Consider the following 19,154-nt stretch of genomic DNA (forward strand, 5'->3'; position numbering starts at 1 on the left):
CTTATGCTCTTTTAAAAAAAACAGCTACTAAAAATCACAAATGATTATTTAGAAAGAAGTAAAAATAGGCTTATCGTTAAAAATATTCACCAATAATTTGTTTTGCAGGGTTAAGTTTTCTAAAATTAATCTGAATTAGCAACAACGACCTTTCCTCCCACAAAGTAAAGGTCAAAACCCAAAATATACAATGAAGCCTACCGATACGAGTAATCCGGAATATTACCACAAGGTAGTGGACTGTCAGTATGCCTGCCCAGCCCACACCCCGGTCCCAGAGTATATCCGAAAAATTGCAGAAGAGAAATACACAGAAGCCTACATGATCAATTGGGAATCCAATGTATTCCCAGGCGTTTTAGGCCGAACCTGTGACCGCCCCTGTGAACCTGCATGCAGAAGAGGAAGAGTAGAAGAAGAGCCTGTAGCTATCTGTAGGTTAAAAAGAGTGGCCGCAGACAACAAAGGAGATGTCAAATCCCTAATGCCTCAGGCTCCTTTCCCATCCAACGGCAAGAAAATCGCTTTAATAGGCGGTGGTCCTGCTTCATTGACAGTGGCCAGAGATCTTGCACCTTTGGGCTATGAGATCCACCTGTTTGACGAGCAGATTGCCGGAGGAGGCATGATGCGAAGTCAAATCCCAGCATTCCGGCTTCCAGAAGAAGTCCTCAATGAGGAAGTAGATTATATTCTGGATTTGGGCATTCACACCCAGTTTATGCATTTTGTAGATAGCCTGAAAGTTGTGCTGGAGCAGGATTATGACGCGGTATTTGTAGGTACAGGAGCCCCCAGAGGGCGTGACCTGCCAAAACTTCCCGGAAGGCAGGAAGCTGATGCCAACATCCACATCGGCATCGAGTGGTTGGCAAGTGTGGCTTTTGAACATACTAAAAAAATTGGAAAAAGGGTAATTGTCCTCGGTGGAGGAAATACCGCTATGGACTGCTGCCGTACCTCTCGCCGAATGGGTGGAGAGAGTGTAAAAGTAGTCGTTAGAAGCCCATTCAAGGACATGAAAGCCTCTCCTTGGGAAAAAGAAGATGCGCAGCATGAAGACATTGATATTTTTGACAACCATGTCCCCCTTAGTTTTGAAGTAGAAAATGGCAAGCTTATAGGCATGAAATTCCAAAAGGTGGAAGCTGTCTATGATGACAATGGCAAAAGAAAGCTAATTCCAACCGGCGAGCAGGACGTATTTATAGCAGCTGACGAGGTTTTGATAGCCATAGGACAGGAAAACAGCTTCCCTTGGATAGAAAGGGACATCGGACTTGAATTCAACGAATGGGAAATGCCTACGGTAGACAAGGTCACCTTTCAGTCTACGAATCCTAAGGTCTTTTTTGGTGGAGATGCTGCATTTGGACCAGAAAATGTAATCACTGCGGTGGCGCACGGGCACCAGGCGGCGGTATCCATGCACCTGTTTTGTGAAGAAAAAGACCTGAAGCAACGGCCTGCCCCATTCACCAAGCTGTTCAGCACCAAAATGGGCATCCATGAATGGAGCTACGACAGCCCTGTGACCAAAGATCAACGGTTTTTGGTACCACAGGCAGAGAAATCCCTGACATTGGTAGACCGGAAAAAAGAGGTCGAACTTGGATTTAACCTACCCACAGGTTTCAAGGAAGCCCAGCGTTGCCTGAACTGCGATGTACAAACGGAATTCTCCACTGATCTCTGTATAGAATGCGATGCCTGTATGGACGTCTGTCCCACCTCCTGCATCACCTTTACAGGGAATGAACCAGAAGAAGATAAATTGAGACAAAAACTACTGGTGCCGGCAACTAATAAGTCACAAGACATACTAGTATCAGACACACTCAAAACCGGCCGGGTAATGGTGAAAGATGAAGATGTTTGTCTTCACTGTGGGCTATGTGCCGAAAGATGTCCTACCTCCGCCTGGGACATGCAACAATATTTTTACAGTGTAACAAAAGCAGGAAGTATATGAAGGAGCAACAAGCCATTGCCCACCCTCAAGCAAGAGTAAATAATTTTGTAGCGCGATTTGCCAACGTCAACGGAACCGGATCCGCCAGTGCCAATTTCCTATTTGCCAAAGCCATATTCAGGATGGGAATTCCCGTCACGCCTAAAAATATATTCCCTTCCAATATCCAGGGTTTACCTACCTGGTATGAAGTAAGAGTCAGTGAAAAGGGCTACCTGGGCCGCAGAGAAGGCATAGACCTGCTTGTGGCAGTCAATGCCCAAAGCATGATGCAGGACATAGAAAGCGTCCACCCCGGAGGCTACCTCATGTATGACAGCACCAAAAAACTGCATACAGATATGATCCGGGGGGATATCCATTATTTGGGAGTCCCCATGATGGAAATGGCCAATGAAAACTACAGCAACCCAAGACAGCGACAGCTGTTTAAAAACATTATCTATGTAGGTGCCCTTTCTGTTTTGCTAAACATAGAGTTTGAAGTCCTGGAGACATTGCTCAAAGAACAGTTTGCCGGCAAGGAAAAACTGATCGCTCCAAATGTAAAAGCACTACAACTGGGGATGGATTATGCCAAAAAGCATTTTGACTACCCCCTACCTATAAGACTGGAAAGAAGAGACCTCGTCAAGGATAAAATCTTGGTGGATGGCAATACAGCATGTGGACTGGGTGCCGTATATGGTGGAGCAACGGTAATGGCATGGTACCCCATCACCCCTTCAACTTCTGTGGCCGAAGCATTTGAGAAATTTGCAAGCAAATACCGCATAGACCCCGAAACGGGGAAGAAAAATTACGCGGTGGTACAAGCTGAAGATGAGCTGGCAGCCATGGGGATGGTCATCGGCGCCAACTGGAACGGAGCCAGGTCACTGACAGCCACCAGTGGCCCGGGTGTTTCCTTAATGAATGAGTTTATAGGTTTGGCTTATTTTGCCGAAGTGCCTGCCGTACTGATAGATGTACAACGGGCTGGCCCTAGTACAGGCATGCCCACCCGAACACAACAATCAGACATCACCATCGCTGCTTATGCCTCTCATGGAGACAGCAAACACCCTTTATTGTTCCCTTCTACTCCCAAGGAGTGTTTTGACATGACAGCCACTTCCTTTGACTTGGCAGATCGACTTCAGACGCCAATCATTCTGATGACTGATCTGGACTTGGGAATGAACGATCACATGAGCGAGCCATTCGAATGGGATGCAGAAAAAAAATACGACAGAGGAAAGGTATTCAACAGAGAAGAACTGGAAGCCATGGGCAGGTACGGAAGATACCTGGACAATGAAGGAGATGGTATTCCTTACAGAACCTATCCTGGTACCCACCCTTCCAAAGGCGCCTTCACCACCAGAGGAACGTCCAGAGATGAGTACGCTGTATATACTGAAAGCAGTGAAGCTTATGTGCGCAATATGAAGCGACTGCTGACCAAATGGGAAACCGCAAAAACAATAATGCCGGAGCCTCAATTGTATCAAGAAGAAAACCAGCAGGAGATAGGCATTCTTTTCTTCGGAACGTCCACTTATTCATCCGAAGAGGCCAAAGACATGTTGGATGAAAATGGCATTCACCTGGATGCTATTCGTATCAAAGCCTTTCCATTTGGGGAAGCAACTGAAGCATTTATTCAGTCACACAAACTCGTGTTCATCATCGAGCAAAACAGGGATGGACAGCTTCGCAGCTTGATCATTAATGAAATGCAAACCAACCCTGCGAAATTAGTCCCTGTGCTGAATTACGATGGCATGCCCATTACTGCCGATGACATCGCTTCACAAATCTCCAATTATTTAAAGCAAAAAACCGCCGTAGCTCATGACTTATCTGAAACCTATATTTAGACACCCCAATCTTCCTAAAAACAAACTTGGGTATACACTTAAGGAGTACGAAGGAGGTATTTCCACCCTTTGTGCAGGTTGTGGTCATGACAGCATCAGCGCCACCATCGTACAAGCCTGTTACGAAATGGACATTGAGCCCCATCTGGTGGCTAAAATCTCCGGAATTGGTTGCTCATCCAAAACCCCTGCCTACTTTTTAGGCAATTCTCATGGTTTTAACTCTGTGCATGGAAGGATGCCTTCTGTGGCTACAGGTGCCAATATGGCCAATAAAAACCTGGTGTACTTTGGCGTTTCAGGAGATGGGGACACGGCCTCCATCGGCATGGGTCAGTTTGTGCATGCCATTCGTAGAAACCTAAACATGGTCTATATCGTGATGAACAATGGCTGCTATGGCCTTACCAAAGGACAAGATTCGGCGACTGCTGACTTGGGGTCTAAGAGCAAAGCGGGGTCTATCAACCCGTTCCAGCCTGTGGACCTTGCCAGTCTGGCAGTAGAATTAGGAGCTACCTTTGTTGCCCAAAGTTTCAGTGGAGACAAACAGCAACTGGTTCCCCTAATCAAGGCCGGCATACAACACAAAGGCCTGGCATTTATCAATGTGATGTCTCCTTGTGTTACTTTCAATAACAATCCGGGATCCACCAAATCCTATGATTATGTACGGGAACACATGCAGGCTACTGGCACCTTGGATTTTGTCCCTGAAGAAAAACCCATTCATGCCGAATACGAAGAAGGTACGGGCACGGCTGTATCTCTACATGATGGCTCTGAGATGAAGTTACACAAATTGGCACCGGACTGGGATCCCGAAGACCGGGTATCCGCAGCCAATGCCATTCAGCAAGCACGGCTAAAGGATGAAATACTCACCGGCTTGCTCTATATCAATACCGAATATGGTGACCTGCATCACATCATCAACACTTCCGATACACCTTTAAATACCATGAAGGAAAATACGTTGTGTCCGGGAACGGAAAAACTGGACACCATCAATGCGGGATTCAGGTAAGAATCCTGATACCATGGCATTCGAAATAAGTACAATCACAAACCCCATCACTTCTATGAGATGGGGTTTGTTTTTTTATTACCTGACTCAGTTTTCCTTCCCATTAAACGGGTTAAATTTCCGACTCCCTACGTCCATTCCTATAGCCCTGCAAACCGTCTTATCTCCATACTTGCCATTGAGTCGATCCAAAGCTTGGTACAAAGAGATTTGTTCTTCGGTATCTTCAAATAGGTTGATCTGATAATGCCCATGCACCAGTCCGCTAAAGCGAACACCGATCAACCGAATCAGCAGACGGCGTTGGTACAATTGCTGAAAAAGTGCTTTAACCAGGGGAAGAAGCACATGGTCTGCTGACGTATAAAACACCTTCCGCTGTACCGTATGGGTATCAAAATCAGAATACCGAATCTTTACGGATACGGTAGAGGTCAGCTTTTGCTGTTGCCTCAGCTTACTTGCCAGCTGTTCTGTCATGGCTGTAAGTGTGGCTTCCAGCAGGCCAACATCAATGGTATCTTGTTCGAAGGTATTTTCGCTGGAAATAGATTTGGCTTCCGAATAAGGCGTAATAAGCGAACGGTCAATACCATTGGCTTTTTCCCAAATCATCAGTCCGTTTTTACCAAAAGCCGATTCCAGCAATTCTGCGGGCATGGCTTGCAGGGTATGGATTTTCTTTACGCCCATATTGTACAGCGTATGGGAAGTTTTCTTCCCTATCATAGGGATTTTCCTTACTGACAAGGGAGCTAAAAAAAGCTTCTCTTGCCCATAAGGAATCTGTTTTTCATTGTTGGGCTTGGCTTCTCCTGTAGCTACCTTGGATACTGTTTTATTTTGGGAAAGTCCTAGCGAAATGGGCAAGCCACTTTCTTTGATAATTTTTTGTCGGAGCTCCTGTGCCATCTTATAACAGCCAAAAAACCGGTCCATGCCCGTATAATCCACATAAAATTCATCTATAGAAGATTTTTCAAAAAGCGGTACACTCTCCCGAACAATTTCAGTGATCTCACTGGACTTCTGGCTGTATTTAGCAAAATCCCCCCTGATTTGCAAAGCCTCCGGACAGAGCTGCCTGGCCGTACGCATGGGCATGGCAGAATGAATGCCAAACTTCCTGGCCTCATAGCTGCAAGAAGCTACCACTCCCCTGTCTCCTGATCCCCCTATCAAGATAGGCTTGCCCATAAGGCGACTGTCATACAGCCGCTCGACCGACACAAAAAAACTGTCCAAATCCATGTGTACAATATTCCGTTTTTCTGCCATTATCTTTCTCTCCTACTTTGCTTTAAAATATAAATTGTTAATTTTATTGACAATTTATTGTTTATAATTTAAACATTTGTTTTATATTTAAACCATTGATTTCATTAAAAATTTTGACCATGTACCTCCACAGCAATATCAAACTACTGCGCAAAAAAAAAAGGATCACTCAGTCTCTTATGTCAGAATCACTGGGCATCAGCAGGTCAAAGCTCGCTGGTTATGAGTTAAGCATCAGCCCTCCATTAGACACCTTGGTAAAGCTCTGTGAATACCTCGAAGTATCCGTGGATTTGATATTGAAAGAAAACCTGGAAAAATATCCTGCTCACAAGCTCAGGGAGGTGTTGGAAACCAGTCGCTATCTCAAAGGCCGAGATCTACGCATACTCACTACCACGGTGGATGCGCAAGGTCGTGAATTAATAGAAGTGGTTTCTCAGAAAGCAAAAGCAAGCTATTTGGCAGGATTTTCAGACCCCGACTTTATTGGGGATTTGCCTCGGTTTCACCTTCCTTTTCTTCCTCAGGACAAAAAATACAGGGTTTTTCAGGTAGATGGAGACTCTATGGAACCCATCCCTGATGGGGCATGGATTATTTGTGAATACATAGAAGACTGGACAGCTATAAGGGATGGTGAAAAATACGTCATCGTCACTGCCCAGGACGGAGTCACCTTCAAACTGACTTACAATCAGTTAAACAAAAAAAGACAACTACTGCTGTGTTCAAGCAATCCCTTATACACCCCTTTTGAAGTAAAAGCAGAGACGGTAAGAGAGGTTTGGAAATATCGCATGATGATGGTATAAGTGCTCCAATAATTGGTATAAACTGAAAATAAAGCTATCTTTAATAAGTCGGATACCTACCGACAGGGTAGTTAATGGCAACATTTTCCGCCGTAATCTGTTAATACTATATACCCTTACTCGGCCCCATAATATAGGGTGCGTCGAAAATCGCATGTATTGATTTTTATTTGGACAAGCATAATGTAATAGGGTTTCCCGATTTTTTTCAGCCTGCCCTGACCTTTCTCAGGGGAAGAGACAAAAAGATCAGGAGTGTAGGAAGCGGATAAAGCACATCACAAAGAAGCGATCGAAAATAAAAACGATTGATTGATTTTGTCCGCCGCAGCGGATCATTCAGTAACAAATCCGCAATTGCATACCGAAGGTCCAGAGTACTAAAAAATATCGTATTTCATTGAAGCGTTGGCAGGAAATCTGCCTTAGTAAAGGTTAAACCTAATGTTGGTTTTAAAGTTGTAGAGGATATGAAAGAAACAGTAGTAATTGCGTCGCTTTTAGGGAATATCAGACTTGTCGCTGAGGATGGTTTTCTTTTGTCTTGTAGTTTCACGGAAGATCCCTTGTCAGAAAAAACAAATAACCTCTTTTTCCTGGATATCATAAGTCAGTTGACTTACTATTTCGAAGGAAACCTAAAATTATTTGATGTTCCTGTGGCTATTGGTGGTTCTGAATTCCAAAAAAAGGTTTGGATGGAGGTAAACAAAACTCCTTTTGGCCAAACGGCTTCCTATAAGGACATCGCCTGCGCACTTGACAAGCCTACTGCTGTCCGCGCAGTGGGTGCTGCCAATGGCAAAAATCCTTTATTGATCATTATCCCCTGTCACCGAATCATCGCCAGTACGGGAGAGTTGACCGGTTATGCTGGAGGCCTATGGCGAAAACTTAAGCTGCTACAAATGGAAGCCGTTGACAAGCCTGGCAGACTATTTAATATAGGTTTTTAAATTTCTGTTTTTTTCCTGTCAAACGCTTTATTCTTTTTATCAACATCCGTATTTTTAAAGATGGAAAAGACAATAATCCATCTTTACACGCCAGCACTGGCACCTTACTTTCTCTCTATTAATCAGGAATGGATAGAAAAGTATTTTGCCATGGAGCCCTTCGATATCGCCCAACTCCAAAAACCCCAGGAAACCATCCGAGATCATGGTGGAGAAGTTTTATTTGCTGAATGGGAGAAAGAAATCGTAGGTACGGTGGCTTTAAAAAAAATAGACAACACTCAATACGAATTGATCAAAATGGGGGTATCACCCAAGGCACAAGGTAAAAACATCGGCCTTTTACTCGGTAATGCTGCCCTGGAGTGGGCCAAAGTACAAGGAGCCACTAAAGTAATCCTGTACAGCAACAGCTTGCTGTCTCCAGCGATAGCCCTGTACCGAAAAATGGGTTTTCAAGAAACCCCCATAGAAAGTGGGATTTATGATCGCTGTGACATTAAAATGGAATATATTTTTTAGTTATTTTCTCTGACTTGGTGCAAAAAAATCCATAAAATTATGGCTATTGATTTTTTTTAGCCGAAAGTATTTCGCTAAACACGCCCCTCTTACAAATACATTCTATAAAACCTTACAATAAATTTATATATTAGAAGTAGAATAAACCAAATCAATTCAATTGAGCTGTAGCTATATATAATATTTTTTTTATAGTATCAATGAAGAGATAAAAAAAGCACAATATGGCATTTGAATTTTCCTCGAATCATGTTCAAGAAATATCATTGGACAATCTAACCTCCGGAAATTTCCTTGTCATTGCCATTGAGGTTGCCCGAAAGCTCAAATGGAAAATTTCCTCCATCCGTGAAGATGGATTTATTGCCTATACAAAAATGTCAATGCGCTCCTTCAGTGAGGAAGTAAACATCAAAATTCTAGACAAAACGGTTGAACTTAAAAGTGAATGTACAGGCATTCAAATAATTGACTGGGGGAAGAATAAAGAAAACATTTCAAACTTCATTTACTCCTTTAATGAAATTAAAGACAGTTTTACCATAGAGGAACTGGATCAAAAGTTTGAAGAAATAAAACCTATATTTATTTCAAAGGAAGAAGTTATATTAACTCACTCCTCATCTGCCATTAAGGAAAAACTTACGGGAATTCTATCAATATTTAAACCAACCCATGGCTATTTCATCACCCCCATAATCATTGATTTAAACATTGTCGTATTTCTTATCATGGCAATAAAAGGTGTGGATGTTTTCGCCCCTGATAGCGATAGCTTAATTCTATGGGGAGCCAATTTCCGACCCCTAACCCTTGATGGTCAATGGTGGCGTTTATTTACCAGCATTTTCTTACACATAGGCATTTTTCATTTGCTAATGAATACAATTGCTTTACTCTACATAGGCCTTCTTTTAGAACCACGTTTGGGGAAAACAAGGTTGATTTCATCCTATGTACTTACGGGTATTGTGGCAAGCGCTACAAGTCTTTGGTGGCATGATCTAACGATAAGTGCGGGGGCTTCTGGAGCCATATTTGGTTTATATGGTGTTTTTCTGGCTTTGCTTACAACAAACCTAATTGAGAAACATTTACGGAGTGCCTTATTGATAAGTATAGCGTCTTTTGTTGGTTATAATTTAATTTTAGGGCTTCAAGGAAATATAGACAATGCTGCTCATATTGGAGGTCTTCTTTCAGGTATTGTGATTGGTTATTCAATGGTGCCAAGTTTAAAGAGAAATGATGACCTACGATCAAAACTAAACCATATTGCGTTTGCTACTGTCATTACCATAGCGTTATGTACATTGATTTTTAAGAGCATTATTCCTTACCAATTTGAAAAATACGGTTCCTTGGTGGAAAGATTTGTTGAACTTGAATCAATGGCTTTAGAAATGTTTGAAATGCCTGAAAGTACTCCTGCAGAGGATTTGCTCTTTGAAATTAAAACGAGAAGTCTTTATTATTGGAATGAAAATAAAAAAATTATTAATGAAGCTGACCTGTTGTACTTGCCAGATCCAATCCTGGACAGAAATAAAAAATTGTTACAATACTGTGAATTAAGAATCCAAAGTTGCCAATTGATTTATAAAGCAATTGAAGAAAGTACTGACGACTATAGCTCACAAATCACAGAAACGAATGATGAGATTGAGGCCATTCTTAATGAGCTTAACATTAAATAACTCCCTCACCAAAAGAAGCTATTAGGTAAAATTTATTAGCCAATCGTACCAAATATTAAAAAAATAAATTTACCATCTGTAATATTTTCTATTTTTTAAACAACTTATAGGGAAATTAACATTTTAATCTTCCCACTATGCCTTTAGCAATAATTTCACCCTTACCCACACCCACATTTGACCTGTCGTTAATCATGCAGGTTAAATTAAAAAATGAGATTCATAAAGAGACTTCAATAGCTTGTGATAAGAAAACTGCTATTAAAACCTTATTAGGACCCATAAATGCTTTATTAACTGATATAAAGACTGTAATTATCATATATGGCTTTCAATTCATTCTAGACATAAGGTAATGGAAAAGGAATTTCTAAAAATAGTGGAATCGAATCAAGGGATAATCTTTAAGGTCTGCAAACTGTACCGCAATAATAAAGAAGACCAAGAAGACTTGTTTCAGGAAATTGTACTTCAACTTTGGAAAGCCTTCCCACTGTTCCGAAAAGAATCAAAAGTAAGCACCTGGATGTACCGTATTGCATTAAACACGGCTATTGCAGTCTTCAGGAAAAACAAAATTGAAATCGAATACAACGAAACCATCTCGAAAGAAATTCATTCTGGTCAGGTAAATGAAGAAAGATTGTTTGAGGCCATTAGAACATTGAATCAGGCTGAAAGGGCTATCGTTGCCTTATTTCTGGAAGACTTTACCTACAAAGAAATTGGTGACATCACAGGCATGACTGAAAATTACGTCGGTGTGAAGATTAATAGAATAAAAGAAAAACTTAAAAACATCTTAAAATAAAAAGCTATGGAACTCGATAAATTAAAATCTACTTGGGACCGTGCAAGTACTGGTAACAAAAGCCAAAACGAATTATTGATGATGACTAAAGTTAAAAATCACCCTACAATTAAAAAAATGAAACTCAAATTCTTAATTGAGGCCATTCTTTTAACTGTTTTCATAAGCGTTTATCATGATGGTTTTGATGGCGCTACCAAACCTCTTTGGGCAAATGCGCTTTTGATAGGTACTACCTTTTTATACATCGTTACTCGTCTGGTGGGTTGGCTGGTTTTAATAAATCCCATTAATGGAGACAATTTGAAAAATTCTTTACTTGGTTTTCTATTAAAATTAAAGCGAATAAACATTGGTATTATTCTCACCTCCTTTCTTTTTGGGGCTGCGTTTATCTCCTTCTTCGCATCGGCTATTGACTTCACAAAAGAAAAATACACAACTCTTTTCTTTATGCTGGTATCCTTAATACTATTGGTCTATTGGTCAAGTAGAAATTGGAACAGGAGAATTCGGGAAATAAAAATTAGCCTTAAGGAATTTGATGAGCTTGGTGGTTAATAAATATTTTCTATCAGGCTGGATAAGTTAAAAACTGGGCGAAAAAAAATAGTCCAATAAATGCTTAGCAGGTTTGTGCCTATTCCTTATTACACTACATGGTATAACATAGTCTGCATCATTATCAAAATAAAGCCTATTAAGCAAAGAAATTACTATTTTTACCTAAATGAAAGCACACACACTCGCCATTGCTGGCTGCGGAAAATTGGCCCATATTGTTGCAGATGCCCTATTAAAAGACCTGTTACCTAACTACAAATTAATTGGTAGCTATTCACGGTCCTTTGAAAAAGCAGAGGCCTTAGCCAAGAAAGTTGATCGTTCAAAAAAAGGATATTCTTGCAAACCTTGCCATAGCTTTGATGAGTTGCTTCAGCTCAAGCCGGATTATATTGTAGAAACTGCTTCCCCAGCTGCCTTTCGGGAAATGGCAATACCAGCTTTAAAAAGTGGGTCTTCGATAGTCACACTATCTATTGGCGCACTTGCGGATGCTGAATTTTATGAAACGGTCCAACAAACTGCTTTGGAAAACAACTCCCGTGTTCACCTGGCTTCTGGCGCTATTGGTGGCTTTGATGTGATGCGAACGATCGCCTTAATGGAACAAAGCACTGTAACTTTTACCACAAAAAAAGGCCCAAACCCACTTAAAAAGACGAAGGTTTATGAGGATGCCCTACAAACCGAAAAACGAGAAGTCTTTAAGGGGGATGCTAAAGAAGCCATTGCGCTTTTCCCAACACAGGTAAATGTGGCAGTTGCTGCAGCATTGGCTTCCGTAGGCCCCGAAAATATAAAGGTGTCTATTAATTCGATACCCGATTATGTAGGAGACGATCACCGCATTGAGATTAAAGGTGAAGAGATCCATGCAATCATTGATGTCTATAGTAAGACTGCTCAAATTGCTGGTTGGAGTGTAGTGAACACCCTGCGGAATATCGTTTCTCCTATTGTGTTTTAAAATAAGCGGTTAAATTCGCCAGAACCTTTTCACTCAAGCGCTCGAAAGCTTGCTGGGTCCTGCCGCTAGATACTTGCAGACAATGGACATTGGAATATTTTAAAAAACGTTTATCGCCTAAAGCTCCAAGCGTATCACAATAGACTACATTGTCTTCATTGAGCCATTTTTCAAAAGGTGCCGCATCCCAAGCTGGAGACAAGCCCGTGTTGAATAAAATTTTGCGATTGCCCAGCTGTTTAAATTCAGCCTCATGCAAGAGGATTGTATTTTTGTTCAAACAGGTGATAAGGACTTCATTTTCATTTAGCAATTGCTTTAAGGGTAAGAATTGATATCCTTTGGCTTTTGCATCTTCTTTTTCACTACGGGCAAAATAGCTTATCTCAGCACCAAAAAAACGCAAAGCATCGGCTACCATGCCACCTGATTTACCCAAACCAACTATTCCTGCCTTGAGCCCTGTAATTTCACGAGGGATGCCACTCCAGGCCTGTCTTGGACTTCCATCTGCTGTATTACCAAAACCATGTAAGCAGCGCACCAACTCGCTTATCACATATTCTACCACGCCTTCATCGCCATAATCACGCACCCCCTTTACCGTAATCCCTCGGGAATTTGCATATTGGATAGCCACATTGGCACTTTCAGGTGAATACAAGGAACAGCACATGCCTATGTATTTCACATTGGGACACATTTCCAAGGCCTCTTGCCCCAAAGTAGTTCTGTGGCTTAATAAAACACCATCCGCATCACCGATTCGCGTTATAATTTCAGCTACACTAGCGGGTTTGTCCTCATGGAGGATCACTTTTTTCGCAAAAGATTCTAATTTTTTATTTGCCGAAGAGGTTAATTCCAACGGCTCTATTCCAACAAGTTTCTTAAACATATTTTGGATATCGTAAGGTTTCTATAGGTTTAACACATTTTAAAATCAAGGAAGTTCATGTAAAGCCAAGGCTTTCCTCTTTTGTCTAATCGAATGATTACTCCCAACCAAGCTGGAAAAATTTAAACCTAAGAAATTAGAAAATCTAAACGAAACATTGACCCTTTTGCAAGAGAAGTTTTGGATGCTGTCAGAGGATAAAGCCTATAAACGAACCCAACCATTATCCGATGACAGGTCCTAAGCTTTGATTTTAAAATTACCTCATGGATTCACTTTCTCTATTAAATTGTCCCCCTTTTTGTTTGCACTGCTGGAATTATCTTCTACTTTTGCACTTCCTATCTGCGCACGTGGTGAAATTGGTAGACACGCCACCTTGAGGGGGTGGTGCCTTTGGGTGTGGAAGTTCGAATCTTCTCGTGCGTACAAACCTTTCCTAAATTCGGGAAAGGTTTTTTTTTGATAGTTATTTTATTTTATATTTCTTTTTTATTCACCTTTTTACACCTTAAAGCTATGACTGCCGCTACCATCCACCATTTGAAATTTGGCAATATAACCGCCCAAATCTCCACTATGGGTGCTGAATGTATTGCACTTAAGAAAAATGGCTTGGAATACCTCTGGCAAGCAAATCCTGACATCTGGGGCAGACATGCGCCGGTATTGTTTCCTATTGTAGGGAAGCTAAAAGACAACAAGTACAGCTATCAAGGCAAGTCGTATACTATGGGGCAACATGGATTTGCCCGCGACCGTAATTTTGAGTTGACTGAGAAGACAGACAATCAACTTTCTATGGTGCTTAAAGCAGATGAAAATAGTAGGAAGGTATACCCATTTGATTTTGAGCTTTCTATTCAATACTGCCTCAACGAAAATGGCCTAAGTGTGAATTATCATGTTCATAATCCCTCAGGAGAGGAACCCCTGTTTTTTAGCATAGGAGCCCACCCGGGTTTTGGTTGTCCTTTGGAACCTGAAAAAGAATCTTTCTCCGATTATCAATTGGATTTTGGTGACACAAGTATTACTTCCCTCCCATTGTATACCCTTGAAGGTGGCCTTATCTCTACCAAAAAAAGCACCCTATCACTTCAGGAGGGCAAATTGGATCTGGCTTACAAGCTCTTTGAAAATGACGCCCTAATATTCGATGTGGGGCCTGTTACGGCCGTAAGTGTAAGCAGTCGCAAAACAGGTAAAGGCTTTGCCATGCAATTTTCAGATTTCAAGTGGTTAGGTATATGGACCAAAGAAAATGAGGCAAACTTTATTTGTTTAGAGCCCTGGAACGGAATCGCGGCGACTATGGATCATGATGGAACCCTTGAAAACAAACTAGGCATTATCGAATTGGCGCCTCAAGCCAACCATAAAGCAGGATTTCAGGTAGCGATTTTGGGATAAAATCAAAAAAATTCACTACTTTAATGAATTCATTTTTCTAATGCTGCCATATCCCATATAGTTTTCTTAATTTTGCGGCATGTTATCCATAAACAATCTCTCTTATTATATTGGGGGCCGTCCCCTTTATGAAAATGCCTCCCTTCATATCAAGCCAAAGGACAAAATTGGTCTGGTAGGTCTGAACGGTACAGGCAAGTCTACACTCCTAAAAATCATACATGGTGATCTTCAGCCAAGTTCTGGAGAAATCCAAAAAGCGAAAGACTGCAGTGTAGGCTTTCTTAATCAAGACCTTTTGTCTTATCAATCAGAAGACAGTATTCTTGATGTTGCCCTTGAAGCTTTTAAAGAAACTTTATCTTTACAGGTAGAAATAGACAAAGTGCTCAAAGCGATGGAGACAGATTATTCTGATGAAATCATTCAGAAACTTGCCAATCTTCAGGAAAGATTCGAAGCACTTGAAGGCTACACCATCAAAGCCAAGGCCGAGGAAGTATTGGAAGGCATAGGGTTTAAAACTGCTGACCTGGGACGTCCTTTAAAGACCTTTTCTGGAGGATGGCGGATGCGAGTGATGTTAGCCAAGTTACTTTTGGAGAAACCAGCTTTGCTGATGTTGGATGAACCTACCAACCACCTTGACTTGCCTTCAATTCAGTGGGTAGAAAATTACCTTAAATCCTACGAAGGCTCTGTTATTGTCGTCTCTCACGACCAGACCTTTTTGAACAATAGTACCGAAACTACTGTAGAAGTTTCTCGTGGCAACCTCACCAGCTATGCTGGAAATTATGCTTTCTATAAAACCGAGAAGGTAGAGCGAGAAGAGATTCAGCAAAATGCCTATGAAAACCAGCAGGCAATGATCAAACAAACGGAGCGTTTCATTGACCGTTTCCGTGCAAAAGCTTCCAAATCGAACCAAGTACAATCCAGGGTGAAAGCATTGGACAAACTGGAAAAAATATCAGAGGTAGAAAAAGACGAAGTATCTGTAAACTTCAAATTTACTTTTTCCCAGAAATCTGGTAGGGATGTAATTGTATTGGAGGATGTTTCCAAAGCATTTGGTGACCTTAAGATTCTTGAAAATGCAACTGCACGCATAGAACGAGGAGATAAGATAGCCCTTATTGGTGCCAATGGAAAGGGTAAATCTACCGTTTTGAGGATCATTAATGGTTCTGAACCTATAGAAGGAAGTAGAGAAGAAGGGTACAATTTGGTTAAAGCCTTTTTTGCGCAGCACCAGTTGGAAGCCCTTGGGATCAACAATGAGATCCTACAGGAAATGGTGCAGGCTGGCAGTAGAAAATCAGAGACTGAACTCCGAAATGTATTGGGCTGTTTTCTATTTTCTAATGAGGATGTTTTCAAAAAAATTAAAGTGCTTTCCGGAGGTGAAAAATCCAGAGTGGCATTGGCGAAAACCCTGATTTCTGAAGCTAACTTTTTGTTACTAGATGAGCCTACCAATCACCTTGACATCCAATCAGTCAATATTTTGATTCAGGCATTGAAGCAATACGAAGGTACTTTTGTCACCGTTTCTCACGATAGGTTGTTTATCAAGGGAGTCGCCAACAAAATATGGTACATAGAAGACGAGCAAATCAAGGTATATCCGGGCACTTACGATGAGTATGTATACTGGCGCTCCACTCAAACGGAAAAAGAAGCCAAGCCACAAACTGTTGTAAAAAAGGCAGCAAAAGCTTTGCCTAAAAGTTCAGCGGAAAAGCAAGATGAGCATGCGCAGAAGAAAGCCATAAAGGAGAAAGAGAAAAATCTGGATAGCCTTGAGCAAGAAATCACTGCCCTTGAAAAGAAAAAAACGGATATTGAGTATCAATTGGCGCAATCTTCCGTATATGAAGACGAGGTAAAAATGCAACAACTCAATGACAAGTATACAAAAATGAAGCAAGATGAAGCTGCTCTTAACAAGAAATGGGAGGCACTTGCAGAGCAAATAGAAAGTATGCAAAGTTAAGACAAAGGCCTTTGACCGGTGCTAAAAATAAACCTGACTGATGAGACATCCATTGATTAAGCTTGTTATTATTCTTTTATTGTTTTCTTCAGGCCTTTTGTCTGCTCAGGAGATATACGAAGATCAGGTATTTGACGAAAACATAAGAACTGTTCAGCTTTACCCAGCAAGCAGTGAATTTTCGGCCCAAATGACAGCTCCGGTTATCTCCCTTAACAGCAGCCTACCTCTTGAGTTGCATTTCGATGACATTGCTTTTGAAACGGACCGGTACATTGCAAAAATCATTCATTGCGATGCCGACTGGACTAGCTCTGGGCTAAAGGATCCGGATTTTCTCCAGCAATACAATGAATTTACCATCAACGCTTACGAGTATGGTATCAACACAAGAATACCCTATATTCATTATACCTTTCAGGTGCCCAATGTCACCAGAACTGGAAACTATATTTTAAAAGTATACAGAGGAAGAAAAGAGTCAGATGTAATTTTCACCAAAAGGTTTATGGTTTACCAAAACCAAGTAGGAATCGGTGCTGAAATTGTTCCCCCAAGTAGGAATGAGGATCGAAGAACGGCTCAGCAAATCAATTTGAATATTGGCTATGGCAACCGTCAATTAGTAGATCCCCTAAACAATACCAGGGTGGTAATTCGTCAAAACCAGCGGTGGGACAATGCTATCTTTGGTTTGAAATTTACTCATATCAGAGAAGACATCAAGCAGCTACAATACCAGCTCTTTGACGGATCCAATGTTTTTCTGGCTGGAAATGAATTCCGCTTTGTGGATTTACGCTACGTACGTACGCGCGGACGGAATATCGCCAAAGTAAGCATGGAGGAAGATGTCGTTTTTGCGGAAGCTGCAATTGACAAAGAAAGAAAAGGGTTGACTTACCTGGAATACCTCGATCTAAATGGGCAATATGGCATATTCAATATGGAAAGGCAGAATCATCTCCTTGAAAGTGAATATGTATTATTGAATTTTAACCTGGAATCTCCAAAGCTCCCCTCCCCTCCTTATGTATTGGGTTCTTTGACCAATTGGGGAAAAAGTCCTGATGCAAAGATGGTCTACAATGAAAAAAAGGGGCTTTATCAAGCAAGTTTGTTTTTAAAACAAGGCTGGTATGACTACCAATATGGTATTCAGTCAGACAATGGCTGGAACATGGAGTCCTTTGAAGACAGTCATTTTCAGACAGAAAACAAATATGAAATCTTTTTCTACTACCGGGAAATGGGTTCCAGGTATGACGAACTGATAGGCTATACGGTTATCAATCCCAATATGAGAAGGTTTTAAATTTGTCGGGTTTGTTATTCTCTTCAAAATAATGAAGTTCTCCTTTTTCTGATGCATCACTGCTAAAGGATTTTCAATAAGAATAGTAGAGCAAAAAAATACCCGGTAAATTCACCGGGTATTTTTTTTAATCGTTTCCTTCTTCTGGTTTTTCATCCTCATTCTCCGCTCTTTCGTCGTTTTTACGAGGTTCATGAGTTTGTGCTCTGTAAGGCACAAAACCCTCTCTTTTAAATTTATAAGGCTCTGTTCGCTGGCTTGGCATATTATTAGCCAAGTCAAGCATTCCAAAACCTTTGTGCGTAAAGGCGCCTAGGCCACACTTAAATACAAATTCTTGGACTTCACCGGCAGCATATAAGGTGAAGGGCAAGGTATAGCCTCTTACTTCATACTTTACATCCATGTCGTAAACAGAGTATATTCTTGCGAACTTTTTCTGCTGTTCTCGAAGTTTATTGACATAGTTCATATCTGGAACCACCTGGAATTTATAAAAGGATTCCATTTGTTCTTGGTCATACCATCCAGATTTCTCCATCCGTGTGAGTGTAGACTCATACAAAAGGTCTGAAAACTCATCCGTATCAGGATTGATAAACCTTTTACCTGACTCATCATCAAATGTGGGAGTAAGTAAAACCAATGGAGAGATACATACAAACTTATTGGATGTCTCTAAAGGTGGCTCAATTTCTTTCTCAGTATATTCAGGCGACAATATCAAATTCCCCAATTCAATTTTTGGGGTTTTGAAGACCTGCTTCAGTAGATACTCTATGAAAGGTTCATCAGGAGCTGAAACAACAAGTGTAACCAAGCTGGAATAATAATGCAACCCACTCCTACTAACTTTTGTTTGGCCTTTTAAACCTGAAAAGTTAAAGAAATTGTAGTTAAAAAACTCTTCCTGGCCTCCTTTAACGATCAGGCCTTTGAGAAACTGCGCTAAGATGTACTGATGGTGAAAGGGTAAGTAAGCACCTTTGTTCTTTAAGGAAAATATTAATCTAATTCTCACGACTATAAAAATGAAAAGTTGAACAAAAATTTATTTC

The 19,154-nt window shown here is 41.0% G+C and carries 16 protein-coding genes and 1 tRNA gene; 14 read left to right on the forward strand and 3 right to left on the reverse strand.

Annotation, left to right across the window (positions count from 1 at the left end):
- The first annotated feature begins 190 nt into the window (after positions 1–190).
- The 3 genes from AAC073_RS22815 to AAC073_RS22825 are packed head-to-tail and all read left to right on the forward strand — an operon-like array spanning position 191 to position 4,861.
- The gene (locus AAC073_RS22815; RefSeq protein WP_339926138.1) at positions 191–1,972 is read left to right on the forward strand and encodes an FAD-dependent oxidoreductase; all 1,782 of its coding nucleotides are present in this window, start codon (positions 191–193) and stop codon (positions 1,970–1,972) included.
- Positions 1,969–3,834, forward strand: coding sequence for a 2-oxoacid:acceptor oxidoreductase subunit alpha (locus AAC073_RS22820; protein WP_339926139.1), 1,866 nt, complete (start codon positions 1,969–1,971; stop codon positions 3,832–3,834). Before AAC073_RS22815 ends, AAC073_RS22820 begins: the two co-directional genes overlap by 4 nt.
- Positions 3,809–4,861: a 2-oxoacid:ferredoxin oxidoreductase subunit beta gene (locus AAC073_RS22825; protein ID WP_339926140.1), complete on the forward strand. Its 1,053-nt coding sequence runs from the start codon at positions 3,809–3,811 to the stop codon at positions 4,859–4,861. The genes AAC073_RS22820 and AAC073_RS22825 overlap by 26 nt, the downstream gene beginning before the upstream one ends.
- Before the next feature lie 87 nt (positions 4,862–4,948).
- On the opposite strand, the gene dinB is transcribed toward AAC073_RS22825, so the two are convergent.
- Complete coding sequence (gene dinB, locus AAC073_RS22830) at positions 4,949–6,139, reverse strand: DNA polymerase IV (RefSeq protein ID WP_339926141.1); 1,191 nt, start codon at positions 6,137–6,139, stop codon at positions 4,949–4,951.
- Positions 6,140–6,258: 119 nt separating this feature from the next.
- On the opposite strand from dinB, the gene AAC073_RS22835 reads away from it, so the two are divergent.
- From AAC073_RS22835 to AAC073_RS22865, 7 genes are all read left to right on the forward strand, one after another.
- Positions 6,259–6,954, forward strand: a complete 696-nt coding sequence (locus AAC073_RS22835) for a helix-turn-helix domain-containing protein (RefSeq protein WP_339926142.1) — start codon at positions 6,259–6,261, stop codon at positions 6,952–6,954.
- Positions 6,955–7,424: 470 nt separating this feature from the next.
- The gene (locus AAC073_RS22840) at positions 7,425–7,910 is read left to right on the forward strand and encodes a methylated-DNA--[protein]-cysteine S-methyltransferase (RefSeq protein WP_339926143.1); all 486 of its coding nucleotides are present in this window, start codon (positions 7,425–7,427) and stop codon (positions 7,908–7,910) included.
- Between the two features lie 60 nt (positions 7,911–7,970).
- Positions 7,971–8,432 carry a GNAT family N-acetyltransferase gene (locus AAC073_RS22845; RefSeq protein ID WP_339926144.1) on the forward strand — a complete coding sequence of 154 codons (462 nt, stop codon included), beginning with the start codon at positions 7,971–7,973 and terminating at the stop codon, positions 8,430–8,432.
- Positions 8,433–8,656: 224 nt separating this feature from the next.
- Positions 8,657–10,129, forward strand: coding sequence for a rhomboid family intramembrane serine protease (locus AAC073_RS22850; protein ID WP_339926145.1), 1,473 nt, complete (start codon positions 8,657–8,659; stop codon positions 10,127–10,129).
- A 355-nt stretch (positions 10,130–10,484) separates the two neighbouring features.
- A complete protein-coding gene (locus tag AAC073_RS22855; RefSeq protein WP_339926146.1) occupies positions 10,485–10,940 on the forward strand; it encodes a sigma-70 family RNA polymerase sigma factor in 456 nt (151 codons plus the stop codon).
- 6 nt (positions 10,941–10,946) lie between these two features.
- Complete coding sequence (locus tag AAC073_RS22860; protein ID WP_339926147.1) at positions 10,947–11,501, forward strand: hypothetical protein; 555 nt, start codon at positions 10,947–10,949, stop codon at positions 11,499–11,501.
- 169 nt (positions 11,502–11,670) lie between these two features.
- Positions 11,671–12,471 carry an aspartate dehydrogenase domain-containing protein gene (locus AAC073_RS22865; RefSeq protein WP_339926148.1) on the forward strand — a complete coding sequence of 267 codons (801 nt, stop codon included), beginning with the start codon at positions 11,671–11,673 and terminating at the stop codon, positions 12,469–12,471.
- Here the strand turns inward: AAC073_RS22865 and AAC073_RS22870 are convergent.
- Positions 12,458–13,369 carry an NAD(P)-dependent oxidoreductase gene (locus AAC073_RS22870; RefSeq protein WP_339926149.1) on the reverse strand — a complete coding sequence of 304 codons (912 nt, stop codon included), beginning with the start codon at positions 13,367–13,369 and terminating at the stop codon, positions 12,458–12,460. The genes AAC073_RS22865 and AAC073_RS22870 overlap by 14 nt on opposite strands.
- Positions 13,370–13,716: 347 nt before the next feature.
- On the opposite strand from AAC073_RS22870, the gene AAC073_RS22875 reads away from it, so the two are divergent.
- The 4 genes from AAC073_RS22875 to AAC073_RS22890 all read left to right on the forward strand — a co-directional run bounded on the left by AAC073_RS22875 (position 13,717) and on the right by AAC073_RS22890 (position 18,096).
- Positions 13,717–13,798, forward strand: a tRNA-Leu gene (locus AAC073_RS22875).
- 90 nt (positions 13,799–13,888) lie between these two features.
- Positions 13,889–14,782: an aldose 1-epimerase family protein gene (locus AAC073_RS22880; protein ID WP_339926150.1), complete on the forward strand. Its 894-nt coding sequence runs from the start codon at positions 13,889–13,891 to the stop codon at positions 14,780–14,782.
- 79 nt (positions 14,783–14,861) lie between these two features.
- Complete coding sequence (locus AAC073_RS22885) at positions 14,862–16,781, forward strand: ABC-F family ATP-binding cassette domain-containing protein (protein WP_339926151.1); 1,920 nt, start codon at positions 14,862–14,864, stop codon at positions 16,779–16,781.
- Positions 16,782–16,821: 40 nt separating this feature from the next.
- A complete protein-coding gene (locus AAC073_RS22890) occupies positions 16,822–18,096 on the forward strand; it encodes a DUF5103 domain-containing protein (protein ID WP_339926152.1) in 1,275 nt (424 codons plus the stop codon).
- A gap of 127 nt (positions 18,097–18,223) precedes the next feature.
- On the opposite strand, the gene cas6 is transcribed toward AAC073_RS22890, so the two are convergent.
- Positions 18,224–19,117, reverse strand: a complete 894-nt coding sequence (gene cas6, locus AAC073_RS22895) for a CRISPR-associated endoribonuclease Cas6 (RefSeq protein WP_339926153.1) — start codon at positions 19,115–19,117, stop codon at positions 18,224–18,226.
- Between the last annotated feature and the right edge of the window lie 37 nt (positions 19,118–19,154).

This window comes from uncultured Cyclobacterium sp. (assembly GCF_963977555.1).
Classification (GTDB): Bacteria; Bacteroidota; Bacteroidia; order Cytophagales; family Cyclobacteriaceae; genus Cyclobacterium.